This window comes from Streptomyces sp. NPDC054796 (assembly GCF_053611545.1).
This window is the reverse complement of record NZ_JBSHAO010000015.1, coordinates 93,530-113,916: the sequence shown is the minus strand read 5'-3', so window position 1 is coordinate 113,916 and position 20,387 is coordinate 93,530. Positions and strand designations below refer to the sequence as shown.

Annotated in this window: 13 protein-coding genes; 5 read left to right on the top strand and 8 right to left on the bottom strand. The window is 71.2% G+C overall.

The window, feature by feature from the left end:
- Nucleotides 1–531 precede the first annotated feature (531 nt).
- A complete protein-coding gene (locus ACWGJ2_RS15490; protein ID WP_453346599.1) occupies nt 532–1,872 on the top strand; it encodes a hypothetical protein in 1,341 nt (446 codons plus the stop codon).
- On the opposite strand, the gene ACWGJ2_RS15485 is transcribed toward ACWGJ2_RS15490, so the two are convergent.
- The 3 genes from ACWGJ2_RS15485 to ACWGJ2_RS15475 form a co-directional block, all read right to left on the bottom strand.
- Nucleotides 1,832–3,892 (bottom strand): ATP-binding protein, encoded by a 2,061-nt coding sequence (locus tag ACWGJ2_RS15485; RefSeq protein ID WP_453346598.1) that lies wholly within the window; start codon nt 3,890–3,892, stop codon nt 1,832–1,834. The two genes, ACWGJ2_RS15490 and ACWGJ2_RS15485, sit on opposite strands and share 41 nt — an antisense overlap.
- A 359-nt stretch (nt 3,893–4,251) precedes the next feature.
- On the bottom strand, nt 4,252–4,815 hold the full coding sequence (locus ACWGJ2_RS15480; protein ID WP_453346597.1) for a DinB family protein: 564 nt from the start codon (nt 4,813–4,815) through the stop codon (nt 4,252–4,254).
- A gap of 195 nt (nt 4,816–5,010) precedes the next feature.
- On the bottom strand, nt 5,011–5,925 hold the full coding sequence (locus ACWGJ2_RS15475) for a PRC and DUF2382 domain-containing protein (RefSeq protein ID WP_453346596.1): 915 nt from the start codon (nt 5,923–5,925) through the stop codon (nt 5,011–5,013).
- A gap of 331 nt (nt 5,926–6,256) precedes the next feature.
- Here ACWGJ2_RS15475 and ACWGJ2_RS15470 point away from each other — a divergent pair, with 331 nt between their 5' ends.
- Nucleotides 6,257–8,101, top strand: coding sequence for a prolyl oligopeptidase family serine peptidase (locus ACWGJ2_RS15470; RefSeq protein WP_453346595.1), 1,845 nt, complete (start codon nt 6,257–6,259; stop codon nt 8,099–8,101).
- Here the strand turns inward: ACWGJ2_RS15470 and ACWGJ2_RS15465 are convergent.
- The 5 genes from ACWGJ2_RS15465 to ACWGJ2_RS15445 all read right to left on the bottom strand — a co-directional run bounded on the left by ACWGJ2_RS15465 (nt 8,019) and on the right by ACWGJ2_RS15445 (nt 14,420).
- Nucleotides 8,019–8,921, bottom strand: a complete 903-nt coding sequence (locus ACWGJ2_RS15465) for an SURF1 family protein (RefSeq protein WP_453346594.1) — start codon at nt 8,919–8,921, stop codon at nt 8,019–8,021. The genes ACWGJ2_RS15470 and ACWGJ2_RS15465 overlap by 83 nt on opposite strands.
- A gap of 130 nt (nt 8,922–9,051) precedes the next feature.
- Nucleotides 9,052–11,028, bottom strand: a complete 1,977-nt coding sequence (locus ACWGJ2_RS15460; protein ID WP_453346593.1) for a hypothetical protein — start codon at nt 11,026–11,028, stop codon at nt 9,052–9,054.
- On the bottom strand, nt 11,025–11,600 hold the full coding sequence (locus tag ACWGJ2_RS15455; protein ID WP_453346592.1) for a SigE family RNA polymerase sigma factor: 576 nt from the start codon (nt 11,598–11,600) through the stop codon (nt 11,025–11,027). Before ACWGJ2_RS15455 ends, ACWGJ2_RS15460 begins: the two co-directional genes overlap by 4 nt.
- A gap of 386 nt (nt 11,601–11,986) precedes the next feature.
- Nucleotides 11,987–13,018 carry an aspartate-semialdehyde dehydrogenase gene (locus tag ACWGJ2_RS15450; RefSeq protein WP_453346645.1) on the bottom strand — a complete coding sequence of 344 codons (1,032 nt, stop codon included), beginning with the start codon at nt 13,016–13,018 and terminating at the stop codon, nt 11,987–11,989.
- Between the two features lie 88 nt (nt 13,019–13,106).
- Complete coding sequence (locus ACWGJ2_RS15445) at nt 13,107–14,420, bottom strand: aspartate kinase (RefSeq protein WP_453346591.1); 1,314 nt, start codon at nt 14,418–14,420, stop codon at nt 13,107–13,109.
- Nucleotides 14,421–14,760: 340 nt separating this feature from the next.
- Here ACWGJ2_RS15445 and ACWGJ2_RS15440 point away from each other — a divergent pair, with 340 nt between their 5' ends.
- The 3 genes from ACWGJ2_RS15440 to ACWGJ2_RS15430 all read left to right on the top strand — a co-directional run bounded on the left by ACWGJ2_RS15440 (nt 14,761) and on the right by ACWGJ2_RS15430 (nt 20,373).
- Entirely contained in the window at nt 14,761–15,963 is a 1,203-nt protein-coding gene (locus tag ACWGJ2_RS15440; RefSeq protein ID WP_453346590.1) for an AAA family ATPase, read from the top strand.
- Nucleotides 15,960–16,649: a DUF4276 family protein gene (locus ACWGJ2_RS15435; protein ID WP_453346589.1), complete on the top strand. Its 690-nt coding sequence runs from the start codon at nt 15,960–15,962 to the stop codon at nt 16,647–16,649. The genes ACWGJ2_RS15440 and ACWGJ2_RS15435 overlap by 4 nt, the downstream gene beginning before the upstream one ends.
- A gap of 172 nt (nt 16,650–16,821) precedes the next feature.
- Nucleotides 16,822–20,373 carry a DEAD/DEAH box helicase family protein gene (locus tag ACWGJ2_RS15430; RefSeq protein ID WP_453346588.1) on the top strand — a complete coding sequence of 1,184 codons (3,552 nt, stop codon included), beginning with the start codon at nt 16,822–16,824 and terminating at the stop codon, nt 20,371–20,373.
- Nucleotides 20,374–20,387 lie beyond the last annotated feature (14 nt).

Sequence of the window (20,387 nt, the reverse complement as noted above, 5' to 3'; positions counted from 1 at the left end):
GCTAGGGTGGCCGGGGACGCTTGACGACATCGCAGCCAGCAGGAGGACGGGTGGGATCAGCGGATCCCTCGGCCATACGCGTGCCTGTGGGACTGGATGCCGATCAGTGGGCAAGCCGGAAGGCGCCGCGCCGGGTGCTGTTCGTGGTCCACAACGTCACCTCGGCCGGGCGTCTGTTGGACGTCCTGCCGCTCTTCCACGATGACTTCCGCGTGCAGTCGCTCGTCACCGCGACGGGATCCTCGGCCTTCCAGGGCGGGATCCGAGAGCTTTTCACCGAGCTGGGACTGCCCGTGCTCCCCTGGGAGCAGGCCCTTTCCACACCCGTCGACCTGGCGATCTCCGCGAGCTTCGGGGGCGAACTCCATGCCCTGAAGGGCAAATTGTGCGTTTTGTCACATGGAGTCGGATATACTAAGAAGCTGGCTAAGCCGCGAGCCGCGAGCCGCGAGCCGCGAGCCGCGAGCCGCGAGCCGCGAGCCGCGAGCCGCGAGCCGCGAGCCGCGAGCCGCGAGCCGCGAGCCGCGAGCCTTGGAGCCGACGTTCGGGCTGGCGCCCGACTGGCTGCTGGTGGACGGCGAACCGTTCGTCGACGCCCTCGTGCTGTCCCACCCCGAGCAGCTTTCGCGGTTGCGACGCACGTGCCCGGAGGCGGCGCACGCCGCGGTCCTCGCGGGTGACCCCTGCTACGACCGCATGCTCGCGGGACGCCCGTACAGGGAGCGGTTCCGACGTGCCCTGGGGGTGCGGCGCGGGCAGCGGCTCGTGGTGCTGAACTCCACCTGGAACCCCGAGGGTTTCTTCGGTGACGGCGGCTCCGAGGACCTGCTGCCGAGCCTGCTCCCCCGGCTGGCCGCCGAGCTTCCGGCGGACGAGTACCGAGTGGCCGCCGTGCTGCACCCCAACATCTGGTACGGCCACGGTCCGGGCCAGGTGCGCGCGTGGCTGGACCGGGCCCGTCGCCACGGGCTCGCGCTCATCGACCCCCTGCACTCCTGGCGGCAGGCCCTCCTGGCCGCGGACATCGTGCTGGGCGACTTCGGGGCCGTCTCCTACTACTCCGCGGCGCTGGGCGTCCCCGTACTGCTCGCGGCGACGGGCCAGGAGCGGCTGGACCCCGAGGCGCCGCTCGCGGACTTCGTCCGTACCGCTCCCCGGCTCGACCCGTACGCCGACCTGCGCGGCCAACTGGAGCGGGCCCTCGCGGCGCACCGCCCCCTCCCTGGCCCCGCGGAGTTCACCAGCTCGGTGCCCGGTGAGTCCGCCGCCCTGCTGCGCCGGAGCTTCTACGGGCTGCTGGGCCTCTCCGAGCCCGCGTCCCCCGCGCTGCTGGAGCCGCTGGCGCTGCCGCCCTACGAGCCGCCCCGGCGGACGGCGCCGCTGCACGTGCGGACCTGGGTCAAGGGGCGGCGCATCGGCGTCGAGCGGACGGCTGAGCACCCGTACGGGGCGAGTGGCGAGACCCACCTCGCGGTGCACGAGGACACGCGGAACCCCGTCGATCTCACCGTGACCGACGTGATCACGCGGGAGGGGCCGCGCGACGATCCGCGGTGGGGCGGCCCGGCGGTCTGGGCCGCGGAGGCGCTGGAACGGTACCCGCAGTGCGCGCTCGCCGCCTACGTCACCGGCCCCCACACCTGCACCGCTTACGTGCGGGGGTACGGCCTGCTCCAGCTCGCCTCGGGGCCGGACGCGGACGCGGACCCCGCCGCCTACGCCTCGGCGCTGCACGCCTGGCTGGCAGGCGGAGGCTCCCTGTCCCCCGAGGGGACGACGACGCTACGGGTGCGCACGGCGGGCCGTACGCACCCGGTGACGGTGGAGTCCGCTACCGCGACGTCGCCTCGCAGCGCCGTCGCAGGTCCGTGAGATAGCGGCGGTGCGCGCTCGCGCTGGCGGGAAGCAGCCGTTCGGCCTCGGCGATGTGGTCCAGCGCCTCGTCGTCGCGCCCCATGGTGTGCGTCGTCTCCGCGAGGTCGGTGAGCGTGCGGGCCAGGTTGTAGTCCTCTCCCTCCCGCTCGAAGTGGGCGCGTGCGACGCCCAGATGACGGCGGGACTCCGCCAGCTCTCCGTTGACCCACAGGGCGCGCCCCGTGTGGCGCTCCAGGAGGGCGAGGGCGCGTCGCAGTTGGCGGTCCTCCCCCTGGTCGTCCCCCCGGTCGTCCACGGTGCGCCGGTAGAGCGCTCCGGCCTCGGCGAACCGCTGCGCGGCCTCCGGGCCCTTCGACTGGTAGAGGTGCAGCAGGCCCAGATATTCGACGCAGGATGCCTCTCCGAAGAGGTGCCCGGCGGCCCGCTCGTGCGCGACGGCGGTCCCGGCCTCGCGTTCCGCTTCGTCCCAGCGGCGCAGTTGGCCCAGGCAGTGGGCGAGCTGGAAGTGCAGCGCCGCCGACGTCTCCGACTCCGGATGCCGTTCGTCCGCGCGCCGCGCCGCGACCTGGAGCGCGGGCAGCGCCTCGGCCCAGTACCCGGCCTTCAGTACGAGGGGCCACAGGGTGCGGGCCAGCCGCAGGCAGGTCTCGACGTGTTGGTAGTCCTCCGCGACGAGGATCGCCCGCAGCAGGTTCACCCGCCCGGCCACGAGCGCCGCCAGGCCCTCGGCCTCCCCCGCGTACGGTTCGCCCTGCTCGGGCGCTTCCGCGACCCGCCAGCTCTGCGGCAGCGCGGCGTGCGCCGCGTGCTCCGCGCGGTTCAGCAGGCCCGTCAGCATCTGGGACACAGCGGCCGAGCACGCGGGCGCGCCGAGTTCCGCGCCCGCCGTGTCCGCGAGGTAGCGCCCCACCTCGGGAGGGAAGCGGTAGCCGCCGTCGCCCAGGGGCTGGAGCAGTTCCGCTTCGGCCGCCTCGGTCAGCATCGGCGCGACGTCCTCCGGGGAAGCCGCCACCGCCCACGCGGCGAGCTCGGCGGTCACCACCGGCCAGCCGCCCAGCGCCACCAGACGGCACATCCGCACCGTCGGCGACGGCAGCCGGGCGCAGACAGCCCGCACCGTGCCGCGCACGGGGTCGGAGGACGGGGAGCGGGGTCCGCTCGGCGGCTCTGGCGGCTCCGCGTCGAACAACCGCACCGCCGCCGCCCGCAGCGCGTAGCCGTTCCCCGCGCAGCGCTCCAGGATTCCGGGCAGCCGCGCCTTTGCCCGCGCGACGTTCTCAGCTCCCGCCGCCTTCTTGAGCAGCGCCTTCGCGTCCCGGTCCTTGAGCGGGGGCACCTCGATACGCTCGGCGTCCAGGGCGAAGGGCGGCCCTGAGGCGACGACCACCAGGAACAGTTCCGGCGTGTTGGGGACGAGGGGGCGCACCTGGGCTGCCGTCGTCGCGTGGTTGATCACTACGAGGGCGCGACGGCCGTTCGTCAGGCGCCGGTAGAGGTCCTGGCACCCCAGCTCGGTGGCCGGAAGGTCGTCAGGGCCGACGTTCATCTCCCGCAGCACGCGCTGGAGTACGACGACGGGCTCCACGGCCTGGTCTCCGGCAACGTCCCGTAGATCGACGTAGAACTGCCCGTCGGGATAGAGACCCGCGTTCTCGGACGCGAACTGCAACGCGATCACCCGGCGGCCGATACCCGGCGGTCCCCACAGCAGCGCCACCCGCGACCGCCCCTTCGCGGGACGCGTCGCCTCGCGCTTCAGCTGCCGCAGCACGGCCACCCGGTCCGTGAAGTCCCGGGGTGACGGCGGCATCCCCGCTCCGGGGGTCAGCGTGGCCGCGACGGGCGCGCTGCCAAGGAGCAGTGCCCACTCGCGGGTGAGGCGCTGGTCGGGTTCGAGCCGGGAGCTGATCTCGCGGCCCACCATGTCCAGCTCGGGGCCGCTGGCCGGGAGCGGCGTCGGCCGTCCCAGGGTCCGCACGATCTGCGCCTGGGTCGACAGCAGTAACTGCTTGCCCATCTCACCGGCAGCACCATTGAGCACAGCAGTCACAAATGCTGTGACCGCACTCGCCGTCACGACCTCGATCACGCCGCCCCTCCCGGGTCCGCTCCCCGCCGACTTTATCCACGTCGCACGGCGGAACGACAGCCCGGCCCGGTCCAGGCGCTCGGCACCAGCCCGCGCGAGAGCGGGAAGGCGGGCGAGGGTGCCGTGGACGTACCGGTCTCGTTCGGGGCGTGACCTTCGGCCCCGGCGACATCCTGCACGCCGACGGCGACGGGGTGGTCCTCCTGCCGACGGCCTGACCGACGGCCTGACCCGCGCCGGGCCGGGCCGGGCCCGCGCCAGGGCCCGGCGCCGGACGCCCCCGCCCCTTACTGGACCGCGGTCCAGTCCGGCTCGGCCATCGCGCCCGTCGCGAAGACGAGGTCGAACGCGCCCTTGCCGTCGATGGACTCGCGGATCACGTCCGCGTGCCCCGCGTGGCGGGCCACCTCCTCGATGAGGTGGAGCAGGGCCCAGCGCCAGGAGCGCGGGCCGCCCTCGTCCCAGGGCATCTTGAGCGCCTCGAACGTGACGTTCAGGGAGGGCAGGGCCAGCACCGCTTCCTCGGTCTCGCGGGCCACCTGGTCGTAGAGGGCGAGCAGGGACTCGACGGTCTCGTCCTCGGCGGGCGCGAAGCTGTGCTCCCACTCCTTGCTGGCCTCGGCGAAGTCGGACGTCTTGCCCTGGAGCGTACGGAGCCAGCCGCGCTCCCCGTGCACCACGTGCTTGAGGATCCCGGCGAGCGAGAGCGCGCTGGCCGAGGGGACGCTGCGGGCCTGCTCCTCGGTGAGCCCGTACACCGAGCGCCGGATGCCGCCCCGCTGCGCCTCCAGGTACAGCAGCAGCGCGCCGCGCTCGTCGCCGGGGGCCTCGTTCTTCACCACTACGGGCATGTCGCCGCCTCTCATCCCGAGGCGCCGGAGTGCGCCTCCCGATGAACCCCACGTTATGAACCCTTGCGGTCAGGTTCGGTCCTCAATGCCCACGGAGAAAGGCGACCGCAGAACAAAAAGGGAGGGGCATCCGCGATGTGCGGATGCCCCTCCCTCACGCCCCCCGCGCCCCCCGGCGTCTCCCGACGCCGGACGTCACCGCCCACGGCCGTGCCGGCCGCCCCTGCCCCCGCCTCCGGAGGCGTCGTCGTCCTTGGTGTCGTACTCGACCTGCTCCTTGCGGATGTCGGCCGAGACCTCCTGCTGCTCGGTGACCTTCTCGGTGTCGAGGCGGACCCTCTCCACCGGGACGGCCTCCTTGCGCACCGTCGGCTCCTCCGCGTGGAGCGTCACCTCTATCTCGGACTCCTCGATGTTGGCGGACCTGGGCCGGTCGGCCTCGTTGATCGGCTCGCGGACGACGCGGACCTCCTCGTGGCTGACGGGCACCTCCGTCGTCACATGCTCGGTGACCACGTACTTGTGGAGCCGGGCGTGGCCGACCTCGTGCTCCTCGGTGCCGACGTGCATCTGTTCCTCGGAGCGGATCATGCTCTCCTTGTCGCTCCACTCGTCGCCCTTGTCCGTGGAACGGGCCATCGCGGGCTCGCGCATGTCCGAGGCGGAACCGCCGGTGCCCCGGCCCGTGCCCGCGCCAGCGCCCGCCATACCACCGGCACCGGCACCCGCGCCCGCACCCATGCCGCGCTCGCCGGACGTGTCCGTGCCGGTGTTCATGCCGCGGTCCAGCCCGTAGTGCCGGTAGAGCTGCTCTTCCTCGCTGCGGTCCAGATGCTGGTCGGCGTCCATGTTCGGAGCGCTCTTGACCATCTCCTTGGAGTACGGGATGTGCAGGTCGGAGCCCTGGCGCCGGGCCCCGGCGAGCGGTACGAAGGTCTCCTTGCTGCCGAAGAGACCCGTCTTGCAGGTCACCCAGTCAGGGCGTCCCGTGCGGTCGTCGACGTATACGTGCTCCACCGAGCCGATCTTGTCGCCCTCGGGGTCGTATACGGTGAGGCCGCTCAGTTCCTCGGAATTGGTGAAGCCGTCCGTCCGGCCGTTGGGTTCCATGCGGACTCCTTGTCGCGGCGCGCCGCGGGGCAGTTCCTCGGCGGGGAACGCGCCTCCACCATCACGCATGACGCGCATGGCCACGGCAACCCGCGCCACCCCCGTCGTGCCCCGTCACAGCGGGCCCCGGGTCCCCCGAACGGCCTCATGCGGCGGCAGGGGCCATCTCAGTGGCATCCCGTCCCCCAAACCCCTCTTACTCCATACGGGTGACACCACCGCCGGTACCGCCACCGCCCCCGCCCCGTCCCCGCTCCGCCCGCGCCCCGTCCCGGTGCCATAGCACCCCTTCCCCCTCGGCGCCCCCGGGCGCCAGCGCAGAATGGGGGCCATGACTTCGATCGCGAACACGGATTCCACGGGCCCAACGGATCCCATGCCGGACTGGGAGAAGCGCTTCCGGGCACCCCGCGTCTCACTGCCCGACTGGGCGGAGGACGCGCCGGAGCGGTCGCTGTTCGTCTCGAACGTGACGGGGACGCACGAGCTGTACGCCTGGGACCGCGCGACCGGCGAGCAGCGGCAGGTCACGGACCGGCCGAACGGCACCACCGACGGGACGCTGACGCCCGACGGCCGCACCATCTGGTGGTTCTCCGACACGGACGGCGACGAGTTCGGCGTGTGGATGCGCCAGCCCTTCGGCGGCGGCCCCGACGAGCCCGCGGTACCGGGCCTCGAACCCTCCTACCCCGCCGGACTGGCCATCGGCCGCGACGGCACGGCGGTCGTCGGCCGCTCCACGGACGACGACGGCACGACGCTGCACGTCGTACCCGCCGCGGGCGGCGAGCCCGTGGAGATCTACCGGCACCGCGAGTCGGCCGGGGTCGGCGACCTGTCGCACGACAGCTCACTGATCGCGATCGAGCACACGGAGCACGGCGACGCCATGCACTCCGCGCTGCGCGTCGTGCGCACCGACGGCACGCCCGTCGCCGAGCTGGACGACAGCGAGGGCGGCCGGCGCGAGCTGGGCCTGACGGTGCTGGGCTTCGCGCCCGTCGACGGCGACGCCAGGCTGCTGGTGGGACACCAGCGGCGCGGGCGCTGGGAGCCGATGATCTGGGACACCGCGAGCGGCGACACCACGGACCTCGCCATCGACCTCCCCGGCGACGTCTCCGCCGAGTGGTACCCGGACGGGAGCGCACTGCTCGTCGTCCACAGCTTCCAGGCGCGCAGCGAGCTGTGGCGCTACGAGCTGGCCACGGGCGAGCTGACCCGCGTCGAGACCCCGGCGGGCTCCGTCACCAGCGCGGGCCCGCGCCCCGACGGCTCCGTCGAGTACATGTGGTCGTCGGCCGCGGAGGCGCCGCGCATGCGGAGCACGACGGGCGCCGTCGTGCTGGACCCGCCCGGGATGAAGGCCCCGGACTCGGTGCCTGTCGAGGACGCCTGGGTCGAGGGTCCTGGCGGGACCGTGCACGCGCTGGTGCAGCGCCCGGAGGGCGAGGGCCCGTTCCCGACGGTCTTCGAGGTGCACGGCGGCCCCACCTGGCACGACAGCGACGCCTTCGCCGCCCAGCCCGCCGCGTGGATCGACCACGGCTTCGCGGTCGTACGGGTCAACTACCGCGGCTCCACCGGCTACGGCCGCGCCTGGACCGACGCGCTCAAGCACCGGATCGGGCTCATCGAGCTGGAGGACATCGAGGCCGTACGCGAGTGGGCCGTCTCCTCGGGCCTCGCCGACCCGGAGCGGATGGTTCTCGCGGGCGGCTCATGGGGCGGATACCTCACCCTGCTGGGCCTCGGTACCCAGCCCAAGGCGTGGGCGCTGGGCCTCGCGGCCGTCCCGGTCGCCGACTACGTCACCGCGTACTGGGACGAGATGGAGGCGCTGAAGTCCATGGACCGCACCCTCCTGGGCGGGACGCCGGACGAGGTCCCCGAGCGTTTCGAGGCGTCCTCGCCGCTCACGTACGTCGACGCGGTACGGGCGCCCGTCTACATCTCGGCCGGGGTCAACGACCCCCGCTGCCCGATCCGTCAGGTGGACAACTACGTGACGCGGCTGGAGGACCGGGGTCACCCGCACGAGGTCTACCGCTACGACGCGGGGCACGGCTCGCTCGTCGTGGAGGAGCGGATCAAGCAGTTGAGGCTGGAGATCGACTTTGCTCTCCGTCATCTCCCCGGCGGCCCTCCGCAGAAGGCTCAGCCGACTCGCTAGGGCCGGGCCCGTCGGACTCGTCGGGCTGACCGGACTCGCCGGACTCGTCGGGCTGGTCGGGGATGAGGCCCAGTGCCGCGTCCCTGGCCAGCTCGGCCTCCCGACGGAAGAGCCGGAACCACATGAAGACCACGAAGCCCGCGAAGACGAACCACTCGCCCGTGTAGCCCAGGTTCTGGAACGCCTTCATGTCGAGCCCCGAGTTGTCGGGCTGGACGGGCGGCACCGGCTTCAGCGGGGCCTCTGTGCGCTGCTGGGTGATCCAGGCGTCGTAGACGTCGTAGGACACGACGTTCACCAGGGCCGCGGCGCTGATCATGCCGAGCTGGCCCTCGGGGAGGCCACCGGCCGACTCGACGTCGGGGCTGCGCGCGGACTCCGACACCTGGAGCACGCCCGAGACGGTCACCTCGCCCTTGGGCGGCGCGGGAACGCGGCCGGGGTCGGCGGCGCCCGGCAGCCAGCCCCGTACGACGGGAAGGGCCTTGCCCGAGTCCGTACGCAGCAGGGAGAGGACGTAGAAGCCGCGCTTCCCGTCCAGTTCGCGGTCCGGTACGAGGAGCGGGTGCCCGGTGTCGTAGCGCCCCGTGGTCTTCGCCGTGCGCCCCACGGTCTCCCCGGTGAGGGGCAGCAGGTCGTGCAGGGGCTCGGCCTTGGCGTGCTCCGCCTTGTCCGCGCTCTGCTCCTGCTGCTGGTGGGTGTCCACGCGCGCCTCGAAGCGCGAAAGCTGCCAGCTGCCCATGAAGAGACAGACCGGGATCGCCAGCACGGCGAAGAGGTTGATTCCCCACCACCGCGGGGTCAGCAGGAACCGGTACACGCCCTCCACGGTACGGGTGCGGGTCCGCGCCGCCCGATCCGCCCCCGGCTATGCGCCTTCGTGCGCGTCCGCCGTGCGGGACGCGTCAGCCGTGTCCGCCGCGTCCGTCGCGTCAACCGTGCCGGACGCGTCAGCCGCCGTCGGCTGCCAGCGGGCCCGTGCGGTAGACGGTGCCGGCGCAGGCGCCGGAGAGCGTGGTGTCCGCCGCCTCGGGGGAGCCGACCTCGGGGGTGTGGCTGAGGACCACGCTGGCCGACTCGCCACCGCCGCCCGTCTCGCCCGTACTGCCGCTGTCGCCGCCGCCCGTGTCGGTGCCGCCGCTGCCGGTGCCGCCGCCCGTCGCGCCCTGCGCCTCGCCGCCGCCGTCGCCGCCACTGGTCTCGGCGGTCTGGTCGCTGGCGCTGGTGTTCGGGGTCGGTGAGCCGGAGGTGGGACAGTCGGCCGGGATCCAGGCGAACTTCACCAGATACGCCTCGCCCGGCTTGAGCACCAGCTCGTCCGGCGCCGTCCCCGGATCGGGCAGGCCCGTGGCGGGATCGCCCGTGGTGTGGTCGACGACCTGGATACGGGAGCTGTCGGCACGGCCGCGCGCCGAGGCGCCCACCATGCCCTCGCCCTCGACCGCGCAAGCGTCGCCCGAGGTGTTCACGACGCGGAAGCTTCCGTAGACCTTGCCCTCGGAGTCGGGCGAGCCGGACTCGGCCGAGCCGTCGCCCAACTGCTCACGGTCGCAGGTCGGGGCACTGGCGATGAGGGTGTCGCTGGGGTCGGCGCCGCCCGTGGCCGTGCCTGCCGACGGGCTCGGTGAGGCGGCGCCTCCGCCCTCGCCCTGACCGTCCCGCCCCTTGCCGCTCGCGTCCCTGCCCGAGGACTCGCCGCCCTCTCCGGCGCCGGGTCCCCGGTGCCCGTCGGGGCCCTGCGACTGCTGGTGGCCGCCGTCGGCCCGCGCGGGCGACTCGTGCGACCCCATGCCGGGAACGAACCCCGCGCTGACCAGAACCGGAAACCCGGCGCTTCCCAGCACCACCGCCGCGGCGGCGCCGACGAGCGCCTGACGACGGTGCGTGCGGCGCGCCGGGACGGCGCGCCGGATGTGGTCGAGCGAGCCGGGCGACGGTTCGAGATCGCCGACGCTGTCGTGCAGGAGGCGGCGCAGCGTGTCCTCACCGAGCGACTCCCCCTCGCCGCGCGTCTCGCCCTCGCCGGGCTCCTGCTCCTGCTCCTGCCCCTGTCCCTGCCCCTGTCCGGGCTCCTCGTCGCGGTCCGGCGCGCCGGGTGCGCGGGGCGCTTCCGGTGCGTCGGGCTGCGGCATCTCCGGCAGGTCGGGGCCCTTCGTGCCCGGCGCGTGCGGGATGGCCGGGCCCCTGGGGATGCCCGTGCCGCGCGGGTTGATCGGGCCCGGTACCTCGGGCGGCGCGTCGGGCAACTGGGGCTCGGGAATGTCCGGCGGCTCGGGCAGCTCGGGTTCCGGGATCACGGGAGCCTCCGGCAGAGTCGGCTCGGGCATCTCGGGAAGTTCGGGTTCCGGGATCTCCGGGGCCTCGGGGATCTCGGGCATGGGAATGTCCGGCGGCTCGGGCACCTCGAAGTCAGGGACCAGCGGGGCATCCGACGTGCCCGGGGAGCCCGGTGCGTCGTCGCCGACCGGACCCTCCGGCAGATGGGGCGGCCGGATGTCGGGGCCCTCGGGGGACGTCGGCCCCTCGGGCAGGTCCGGCGCCTCGACCTCCGGCGTCTCGGGCGACTCCGGGCCCTCCGGCAGCACCGGGTCCAGCTCCTCGGGGGAACCGGGGTCGGTCTCCGTGTCGTCCGAGCCGGGGCCGTGCGGCAGCACGGGGTCCAGCCCCTCGGAGGACTCCCGCTCCACGCGCTCCGCGCCCGTGTCACCCGGGTCGCCCCGGCCGCCGGCGCCGGAGTCACCCGTCGCCCCGGCCTGGCCCGTCGCGGCGGACCCGCCCGTCGGAGCGGAACTCCCCGCACCCGCGAAGTCGCCCCGGCCGCCCGGGACGCGGCCCGAGTCCGAGTCGGGCTCCTCCGGCTCCGTGCCGGGCTCCCGCTCGTACGTACCCTCCTCGCGTCCGCGCTCCTCGCGCTCGCGCTCACTCATGAAGCCGCCTCCATGGCGACACGGAGCGCGGCGATACCGCGCGAGCCGTACGCCTTCACCGAACCCAGCGACAGGCCCAGGGTCTCGGCCACCTGTGCCTCGGTCATGTCCGCGAAATAGCGCAGCACCAGCACCTCGCGCTGACGCCGCTGGAGGCCACGCATGGCCTGGATCAACTGATCGCGTTCGAGCTGCTCGTAGGCCCCCTCCTCCGCGCTCGCCATGTCGGGCATCGGCTTCGAGAGGAGCTTGAGGCCGAGGATGCGACGGCGCAGCGCGGAGCGGGAGAGGTTGACCACGGTCTGCCGCAGATACGCGAGGGTCTTCTCCGGGTCACGGACACGCTTACGGGCGGAGTGCACCCGGATGAACGCTTCCTGGACGACGTCCTCGCAGGACGCCGTGTCGTCGAGGAGCAGCGCGGCGAGGCCGAGCAGGGAACGGTAGTGGAGCCGATAGGTCTCGGTGAGGTGGTCAACTGTGGTGCCCACTGTCATCGCGTCGTCAGAATCCCCGCGTTGAGACGGCATACGCGCGGGACGGGCGGCAGGCCACGGCGCGATCACGGGCATGCCTCCGGTGTGCACACCGGAGGGCCCTGCCGGGGCCGTTGCGATTCCGAGTCCGAGTCCGAGTTCTGCCACGCCTGTTGGACACACTTCCCCCCGTCAGGGTTGTACGCGTAAGACACCGCCCTTGACGATGTGTCAAATGTCCTCATGCGTACCAGCTCTTCCCCAATGCCCCAATTATCACAGCGTCTCCGAGTCCTGGCAGCGGACACTGAGACGCTCCCCGACCTGCCATTGGTTGCAGGGAGGAGCTGCTGAAATTGTCGGCCAGGAAGCGCTTCCCTTACCAGTGGCGCACGACCGCATCACGGTCACAAATGCTTCACAACTGAAACCGGAGGGTAATCAAAACCGGCGCTTTCAGCACCCAAGCACCCCGAACCGCCTCACAGATCCGCGGCCACGGACTCCGCGATCTGCACCATGTTGAGCGCCGCGCCCTTGCGGAGGTTGTCGCCGCAGACGAAGAGTTCGAGCACCCTCGGATCGTCGGGCGAGCGCCGTACGCGCCCCGCCCACGTCGGGTCGGTGCCCGCCACGTCGGCCGGCGTCGGGAACTCGCCGTATCCCGGGTCGTCGCACAGTACGACGCCCGGCGCGTTCGCGAGGATCTCGTGCGCGGCGGCCACCGTGACCTCGTTCTCGAAGCGCGCGTGCACGGAGTGCGAGTGACCGGTGATCACCGGTACCCGTACGCAGGTCGCCGTGACCCGCAGCCCCGGCATCCCCAGCACCTTCCGCGTCTCCTCGCGGATGTCCAGCTCGGCCGAGGTCCAGCCGCCGTCCGCCAGCACCCCCGCGAAGGGCACCACGTTGAGCGCGATCGGCGCGGGATAGGGGCCCGTCCCCTCGCCGACGGCCCGCCGTACGTCGCCCGGCAGCTCGCCCAGCTCCGTACCGCTCACGGCGGAGAGCTGGCCGCGCAGCGCGTCCACGCCCGCGCGTCCGGAACCGGAGACCGCCTCGTACGAGGAGACGACCAGTTCCTCCAGGCCCCACTCCGAGTGCAGGGCGCCCATGGCGACGATCATGGAGAGGGTCGCGCAGCCCGGACTGGCGACGATGCCGCGGGGGCGCAGCCGCGCGGCGTGCGCGTTGACCTCGGGCACCACGAGGGGCACCTCGGGGTCGGCGCGGAAGGCCCGCGAACCGTCGACGGCCACGGCGCCCTTGGCCGCCGCGACCGGAGCCCACTCCTCCGCGATCTCGTCGGGCACGCAGAAAAGCGCGACGTCGACGCCTTCCAGCGCGTCCTCGCCGAGCGCGAGGATCTCCGTCGGCTCGCCCCGCACGGTGAGCTTGCCGCCCGCGCGGCGGGGCGAGGCGATCAACCGGATCTCGCCCCATATATCCGCCCGCTCCGAGAGCAGCCCGAGCATGACGGCCCCGACGGCGCCGGTCGCGCCGACGACCGCCAGGGCCGGTCTGCCCGTACGGCCCCCGCCCTCACGGGGACCCCCGTAGGGGGCGCCCTGGGAGTGGGAGCGGGCGGCCGGGGTCACCGGGTCACCTTCCGGTGCCCCCATAGACGACGGCCTCGTCGCTGTCGCTGTCCAGGCCGAAGGCGGAGTGCACCGCGCGGACGGCCTCGTTGACGTCGTCCTCGCGGGTCACGACCGAGATGCGGATCTCGGAGGTGGAGATCAGCTCGATGTTGACCCCCGCGTTGGACAGCGCCTCGAAGAAGGTCGCGGTGACGCCCGGGTTGGTCTTCATGCCCGCGCCGACGAGGGAGATCTTCGCGATCTGGTCGTCGTAGCGCAGCGAATCGAAGCCGATCGCGCTCTGCGTCTTCTCCAGCGCGCTGATCGCCTTGCGGCCCTCGGTCTTGGGCAGGGTGAAGGAGATGTCCGTCAGGCCCGTCGAGGCGGCCGAGACGTTCTGCACCACCATGTCGATGTTGACCTCGGCGTTCGCGATCGTCCGGAAGATCGTCGCCGCCTCGCCCGGCTTGTCGGGCACCCCGACGATCGTGACCTTGGCCTCGGACGTGTCGTGTGCGACGCCCGAGATGATCGCCTGCTCCATCGACTGTTCCCCTTGCCCGCTCTCGCTCTGATCGCCCTGGCCGGTCTCGTCGTCCAGCGGCTTGTTGCTGACCCACGTGCCCTTGAGGCCCGAGAAGGACGAGCGCACGTGGATCGGGATGTTGTACCGGCGCGCGTACTCGACGCAGCGGTGCAGCAGCACCTTGGAACCGGAGCTGGCCAGTTCCAGCATGTCCTCGAACGAGATCCAGTCGATCTTCCGCGCCTTCTTGACGACCCGCGGGTCGGCGGTGAAGACGCCGTCGACGTCGGTGTAGATCTCGCAGACGTCCGCGTTCAGCGCGGCGGCCAGCGCGACGGCGGTGGTGTCGGAACCGCCGCGTCCCAGGGTGGTGATGTCCTTGCTGTCCTGGGAAACGCCCTGGAAGCCCGCGACGATGGCGATGTTGCCCTCGTCGACGGAGGTCTGGATCCGGCCCGGCGTGACGTCGATGATCCGCGCCTTGTTGTGCGCGGAGTCCGTGATCAGCCCGGCCTGGCTTCCGGTGAAGGACTGCGCTTCGTGGCCGAGGGATTTGATCGCCATCGCCAGAAGGGCCATGGAGATCCGCTCTCCGGCGGTCAGCAGCATGTCGAACTCGCGCCCGGACGCGACCGGGGAAACTTCCTTGGCGAGATCGATCAGCTCGTCCGTCGTGTCACCCATCGCAGAGACCACGACCACCACTTGGTTGCCGTTCTTCTTGGCCTCGACGATCCGCTTGGCAACGCGCTTGATGCCCTCGGCATCGGCAACGGAGGAGCCGCCGTACTTCTGCACGACAAGGCCCACGTGTGCTCGCTCCTCGAATCAGTCTTTCTTGGACCCTATTGCCGGGATCCTGCGGTCGGCTCAGTCTAACGAGAGAGCGCCCGGCCCTCTCGTCCAGCGACGACCCTGCCCCCGGATCCGGGACCCACACGGGAACGTTAGAGACCTCACACGACGGAGAGTGAGTGAGCGGGGGCATGGAGTGGGGCGCTCATCCTGGTGTCCCCGGCACGATGTCCCGCACGAGCGGCACGGGCCCGACCGGCAGGAGCGCTCATGACGCCAGGTCGAGTCCTAGGATGAAGATCCCGGTCCGGAGAGAGACGATGGCGCCGCCACGAACGCTTGATGAGGAGCGAATATGCGACCCCCGGTGATCGAGGCGATCAGGATCGAGAACTACCGCGTTCTGCAAAACGTGCAGATCAACAACCTGAAGCCGTTCACAGTCCTCATCGGCCCCAACGGCAGCGGAAAATCCACGCTCTTCGACGTCTTCGCCTTCCTGGAGACCTGCTTCACCCTGGGCGTGCGCAACGCCTGGGACCAGCGTGGAGGGAAGCGACAGCTCCAGTCACGGGGCGCGGACGGACCTATCGCGATCCAGTTCTCCTACCGGGAGCGCCCCAGCGCGAAGCGCCTGACGTACCGCCTCGAACTCGATGAGGAGCGCGGCCGTCCCGTCGTGGTCAGAGAGCTGCTGCGCTGGACGAAGGGAGAGGGCCAGGGGCGCCCCAGGCACTTCCTCGACTTCCAGCACGGATCAGGCTATGTCGAGGACGAGGAGACGGGCGCGCAGAACCACGAGACGCTCGACGGGTCGGACAGGCTCGCGGTGAACGCCCTGGGGCAGCTCACCTCCCATCCGCGGGTGACGGCACTCCGACGCTTCATCTCGGGCTGGTACCTCTCCTACCTCTCCGTCGCGGAGGAGCGTAAGTCCCCTGCGGCCGGGCCACAGGAACGGCTTTCCCAGTCCGGGGACAACATCAGCAACGTTCTCCAGTATCTGAAGGAGAACCACCCCAAGCGATTGCAGTCCGTGATCGACGCTCTCCAGGAGACGATCCCGACCCTCGAACGCGTCGATTACGACACGTCACCGGATGGCCGTCTCGTCCTCTTCATCAAGGACGCTCCTTTCAGGGACGCGGTCCTGGCCAGCAACGCCTCTGATGGCACATTGAAGCTGCTCTCCTACCTCACCCTCCTGCATGATCCCGATCCCGCCCCCTTCATCGGCATCGAGGAGCCGGAGAACCACCTCTACCCCTCGGTCCTGCCGGGGCTTGCCGATCAGTGCCGGCATTCCAGCGAGCGTTCCCAGGTCCTGGTGACCACGCACTCTCACGACTTCGTGAACTCGTGCAAGCCGGATGAGGTGATCGCCCTCTACCGGGACCACGAGGGATACACGCAGGTGGTGCGCCCGAACAAGATCCCCCTGGTCACGGACATGCTCGAGCAAGGCGCACAGCTCGGCGCCCTCTGGCAGGAGAACTACTTCGACGAGGTACCCGCCCCCGCTACACCCGTCACCGACCTCGGCGAGGGCAAGCGGTGACCCGGATCCCAAAATCGAAGAAGATCAGACAGCAGGGGAAGAACGCGCAAGCTGCGGATCAGCCGGTCACCATCGAAGTACTGGTGGAAGAGGAGTCGGCGAGCACCGCGCTCAGGCCCCTGATACACAAGATCCTCGAAGGCACCGGGGCGCGCTTCCAGATCCGTCACTTCCGGGGGAAACCCGATCTGATCAAAAGGCTCCCCGAGCGGCTGAGGGGCTACGCGCAGGCGCGCAAGCGAGGCGAGGATCTCCGCGTGGTGGTGCTCGTCGACCGGGACTCCGACGACTGTGCCGTGCTCAAGGCAGACCTGGACGCCATCGCACGGGAGGCCGGGCTGACGCCTCGCGCCGGAACCGGCTCAGGATCGTCGGGCTCGTTCCACGTGCTGACCTGTGTCGCCGTACGCGAGCTGGAAAGCTGGTACTTCGGTGACTGGGAAGCAGTGCGCGCCGGGTTCCCCAAGGTGCCCAAGGACGCACCCCGTGCTTACCGGAGCAATCCCGACTCGGTCGACAAGAAGTGCTCCGACGACTTCGAGAAGATGCTGCGTGCGAGCAGGGTGAATATCGCCTCGAAGCCCGAGTGGGGCCGTCGGGTCGGACCGAACCTGAGCGTGGACGGCAACAAGTCACCCAGCTTCCGTGCCTTCGTGAAGGGCGTACGCGACATAGCGTCGTCCTGACACCGCTCTTGCGAACGTCAGGCCAGGCCAGAAGAGCCGCGTCCCCTCCCGCTCGTGCCCCATGGACCACAGGACTACTCTTCCCCCTTACCTGAGCTGAGGCTGCGGACGAAACAGGACCACGAGTACGGGCGCGAGAGGGCTGGGGACAGTGGACGAGAACCTGGAACGGATGGCGAAGGCTTCGCCGAACTTCGGTCTGCTCTTCCCCCATCAGCCCTTGCTCTCCCTCTTCGGCGCCCTCTCCGAGGTCACCGTCTTCACCAACCCGAACGCCTCCCTCGTCCAGGCCGGCCAGTTCGGTGAGGTGCTGGCCGAGGAACTGATCACCCGTAGTGGGCTGACCGTCCACGGCAACCGCCAGGTCGACCGTCTCAACGCGCTCACCCGCAACCAGTTCCTCGTTTCCGGCATCCGCGACGACTTCGACCTGCTGCGTCGCGAGCGCAACGACGCCGCGCACGAGCACGTCTTCGACACCACGCGGGCGCTGAAGGCCGTCCGTACCTGCTACAAGCTGGGCCTCTGGTTCCACGACGCCCTCTCAGGGCGCCGCACCGTCGCCGCGTTCGTGCCGCCCTCCGAGCCGAGTGCCGCCGCGAGGATCACCGACCCCGCCGAGCTGGAGGAGCTGCGCGAGGCGCTGAAGGGCCACCGGCAGGCGCTGACCGAGGCCCGCACCCGGCTCACCGAGAAGGAGAGCGGGCTGGAGGCCGAGCGCCGGGCCCGCGCGGAAGCCGAGCGGCTCATCGCGGGCGCCGAGGAGCAGCGCAGCGGCATGGCCGCGACCATCGAGCAGCTCACCGCGGAGATCAAGCGACTCCGCGAGGAGCAGAGCCAGAGTTACGAGGTCCTGCGCCGGGAACCGCGCAAGGTCGACAGCGCGGTCCGCGACCAGATCGTGCATCGCGCCCAGCGCCCGGCCCCGCTCAACGAGGTGCAGGCACGCGAGGTCATCGACGGCATGCTCCGCGCCGCCGGCTGGGTCATCCAGGACCGCGTCGGCATCAACCCGACCGCGGGTATCGGTGTGGCGGTCCGCGAGTTCACCCTCGCGACGGGGCGCGCCGACTACGTCCTGTACGTGGACGGGAAGATCGTCGGCGTCGTCGAGGCGAAGCGCGAGGGCGATGTCCTCAGCAGCGCCCTCGCCCAGAACGACCGCTACGCCTCGGGCGTCGCGAAGGAGTACAGCCTCGCCGTGTGGCGGCAGGACGAGCCCTTCGCCTTCCGGTACGCGACGACCGGGGCCGAGACGTACTTCGTCAACCGGCTCGACCCGGACCACCGCTCCCGCGAGGTCTTCACCTTCCACCGCCCCGAGACCGTCGCCCTCTGGATGCGGCGGGCCGACGAGAAGCCGGAGAGCCCCACGTTCCGCGCGGCACTGCGTGCTCTGCCCCACCTGGAGACGAACGGGCTGCGCACCGCGCAGTTCGACGCGATCAGCGGCCTGGAGACCTCCCTCTCGCAGGACCGGCCCCGAGCCCTGATCCAGATGGCGACGGGCGCGGGCAAGACGTTCATGGCGGTGGCCGAGACGTACCGGCTGCTGAAGTACGCCGAGGCCCGCCGTGTCCTCTTCCTCGTCGACCGCAACAACCTGAGCCGTCAGGCGCAGGACGAGTTCCGCAACTTTCCCACCCCTGACGACGGCCGCCAGTTCGCCGACATCTACAACGTGGATCGGCTGGGCTCCGCGGGGCTCCAGGACACCTCGTCCGTCGTCATCTGCACCATCCAGAAGATGCACCGGCTGCTCACCGGCGGGGAGGTGACCGACGACGACGCGGCCGACGACGCCCGCGACAGTTCGGCCTTCACCCACGACGAGGACAGCTACGAGACCGACCTCCCGATCGAGGTCGGCTACAACCCGGCCGTCCCGATCGAGTCCTTCGACCTGATCGTCGTGGACGAGTGCCACCGCTCCATCTACGGCAAGTGGCGCGGCGTCCTCGAATACTTCGACGCCCACCTCGTCGGCCTCACCGCCACCCCCGTCCCGCAGACCTTCGGCTTCTTCCAGCGCAACCTCGTCTCCGAGTACACGCGCGAGCAGGCCGTCGCGGACGGAGTGAACGTCGACTTCGATGTCGCGCGCCTCGGCACCAGCCTGCGCGAGGACGGCGGCGCGACGATCGAGTCCGGCACGACGGTGCGCGTACGGGACCGGAAGACGCGCCGCGAACGGCTCCAGGAGCTGGATGACGACCTCAGCTACACCACGCCCCAGATCGGCCGCTCGGTGGTCAGCGTGGACGAGATCCGCCTCGTGCTGTCGGAGTTCCGCGACAACTGGCGGAGCTGGTTCCCCGACCGTACGGAGCTGCCGAAGACGCTGATCTTCGCCGTCGGGGAGAACCACGCCGAGGACGTCCTCACCCAGGTCAAGGAGGTCTTCGGGCGCGGCGACGAGTTCGCCAAGAAGATCACCTACAAGAGCCGCGCGGCGGGCCACGACCCCGACGAACTCATCCGCGAGCTGCGCACCTCGCCCCGGCTGCGGGTCGCCGTCACGGTCGACATGATCGCCACCGGCACGGACATCCGCGCACTGGAGTGTGTGATCTTCCTGCGCGAGGTCCGCAGCGCGGTGCTCTTCGAGCAGATGAAGGGGCGCGGCGCCCGCACCATCGAGCCCACCGAGCTGCGGGACGTCACCCCGGACTCCGACGAGAACACCCGCAAGAGCCGGTTCATCCTCTTCGACGCGGTCGGCGTCACCCAGTCCCCGCTGATCGACGCCAGGCCGTTGGCCCCGGCGGAGGGGCCGCGCCGTATCGCGTTGGAGAAGCTTCTCGACAAGGTCGGCACGAAGGCCATCAGCGCGGAGGAGGCGGAGGTCCTCGCCGGCCGCCTGGCCCGCCTCACCCACCAGCTCAACGACGAGGAACGGGACGAGCTCCAGCGCCAGGCCGGAGGCGAGCGCCTCACGGACATCGCGGGACGGATCATGCGGGCCGCCGACATGGACCGTCAGGAAGAGGTCGCTGAGACGCAGGGCCCCGCTGCGGCCCGGCAGCTCATCGAGGACGCCATCGCGCCACTCACCAGCAACCCGGAGCTGCGCCAGCGCATTCTGGAGATCCGTCGCGACAAGGACTACGTCTACGACGAGACGACCGAGGTCACCAGCACCGGCCTGGAACTCGTCCCGCCGGAGGAGCGCGCCCGCAACGAGATCGGCTCGTGGCACCGGTTCCTGGAGGAGCGGCGCGACGAGATCGCCGCCATCCAGATCGCCCTCAGCAGCCCCCGCGCCACCTCGCAGACCGAAGCGTGGACAGCGCTGCGCGCCCTCGCCGACGAGATCCACCGCCCCCAGTACGCCTGGACCGCCGAGTCCCTGTGGAAGTGCTACGAGGACCTCGACGTGCCCGGCCCCCGGGGCGGTCGCAAGGCGGATGTCCCCGACCTGATCTCATTGATCCGGTACGAACTCGGCGCCGACACGGAGCTGCGCCTCTACCGCCAACAGGTAGAGGAACGGTTCGCCGCGTGGCTCCTCCGGCAGGAGCAGGCCGGCGCGGAGTTCACCGAGGATCAGATGTGGTGGCTGGAGAAGATACGCGACGTGATCGCGAGCGACGTGGGCATAGGGCCCAGTGACCTGGGCGGGGAGCCCTTCGTTGCCAAGGGCGGCGGACGCGGCTTCAAGCACGCGTTCGGGGATCGGGACGTACGGGCTTTGCTGGACGAGTTGAATCGAGAGCTTGCGTGAGTGGGGTTGCTGAG

What these genes read in the sequence shown, in the direction of transcription:
- ACWGJ2_RS15485 (WP_453346598.1), bottom strand. Translation starts at nt 3,892, where the DNA reads ATGGGCAAGCAGTTACTGCTGTCGACCCAGGCGCAGATCGTGCGGACC.
- ACWGJ2_RS15480 (WP_453346597.1), bottom strand. Translation starts at nt 4,815, where the DNA reads ATGCCCGTAGTGGTGAAGAACGAGGCCCCCGGCGACGAGCGCGGCGCG.
- ACWGJ2_RS15475 (WP_453346596.1), bottom strand. Translation starts at nt 5,925, where the DNA reads ATGGAACCCAACGGCCGGACGGACGGCTTCACCAATTCCGAGGAACTG.
- ACWGJ2_RS15470 (WP_453346595.1), top strand. Translation starts at nt 6,257, where the DNA reads ATGACTTCGATCGCGAACACGGATTCCACGGGCCCAACGGATCCCATG.
- ACWGJ2_RS15460 (WP_453346593.1), bottom strand. Translation starts at nt 11,028, where the DNA reads ATGAGTGAGCGCGAGCGCGAGGAGCGCGGACGCGAGGAGGGTACGTAC.
- ACWGJ2_RS15455 (WP_453346592.1), bottom strand. Translation starts at nt 11,600, where the DNA reads ATGCCCGTGATCGCGCCGTGGCCTGCCGCCCGTCCCGCGCGTATGCCG.
- ACWGJ2_RS15440 (WP_453346590.1), top strand. Translation starts at nt 14,761, where the DNA reads ATGCGACCCCCGGTGATCGAGGCGATCAGGATCGAGAACTACCGCGTT.
- ACWGJ2_RS15430 (WP_453346588.1), top strand. Translation starts at nt 16,822, where the DNA reads ATGGCGAAGGCTTCGCCGAACTTCGGTCTGCTCTTCCCCCATCAGCCC.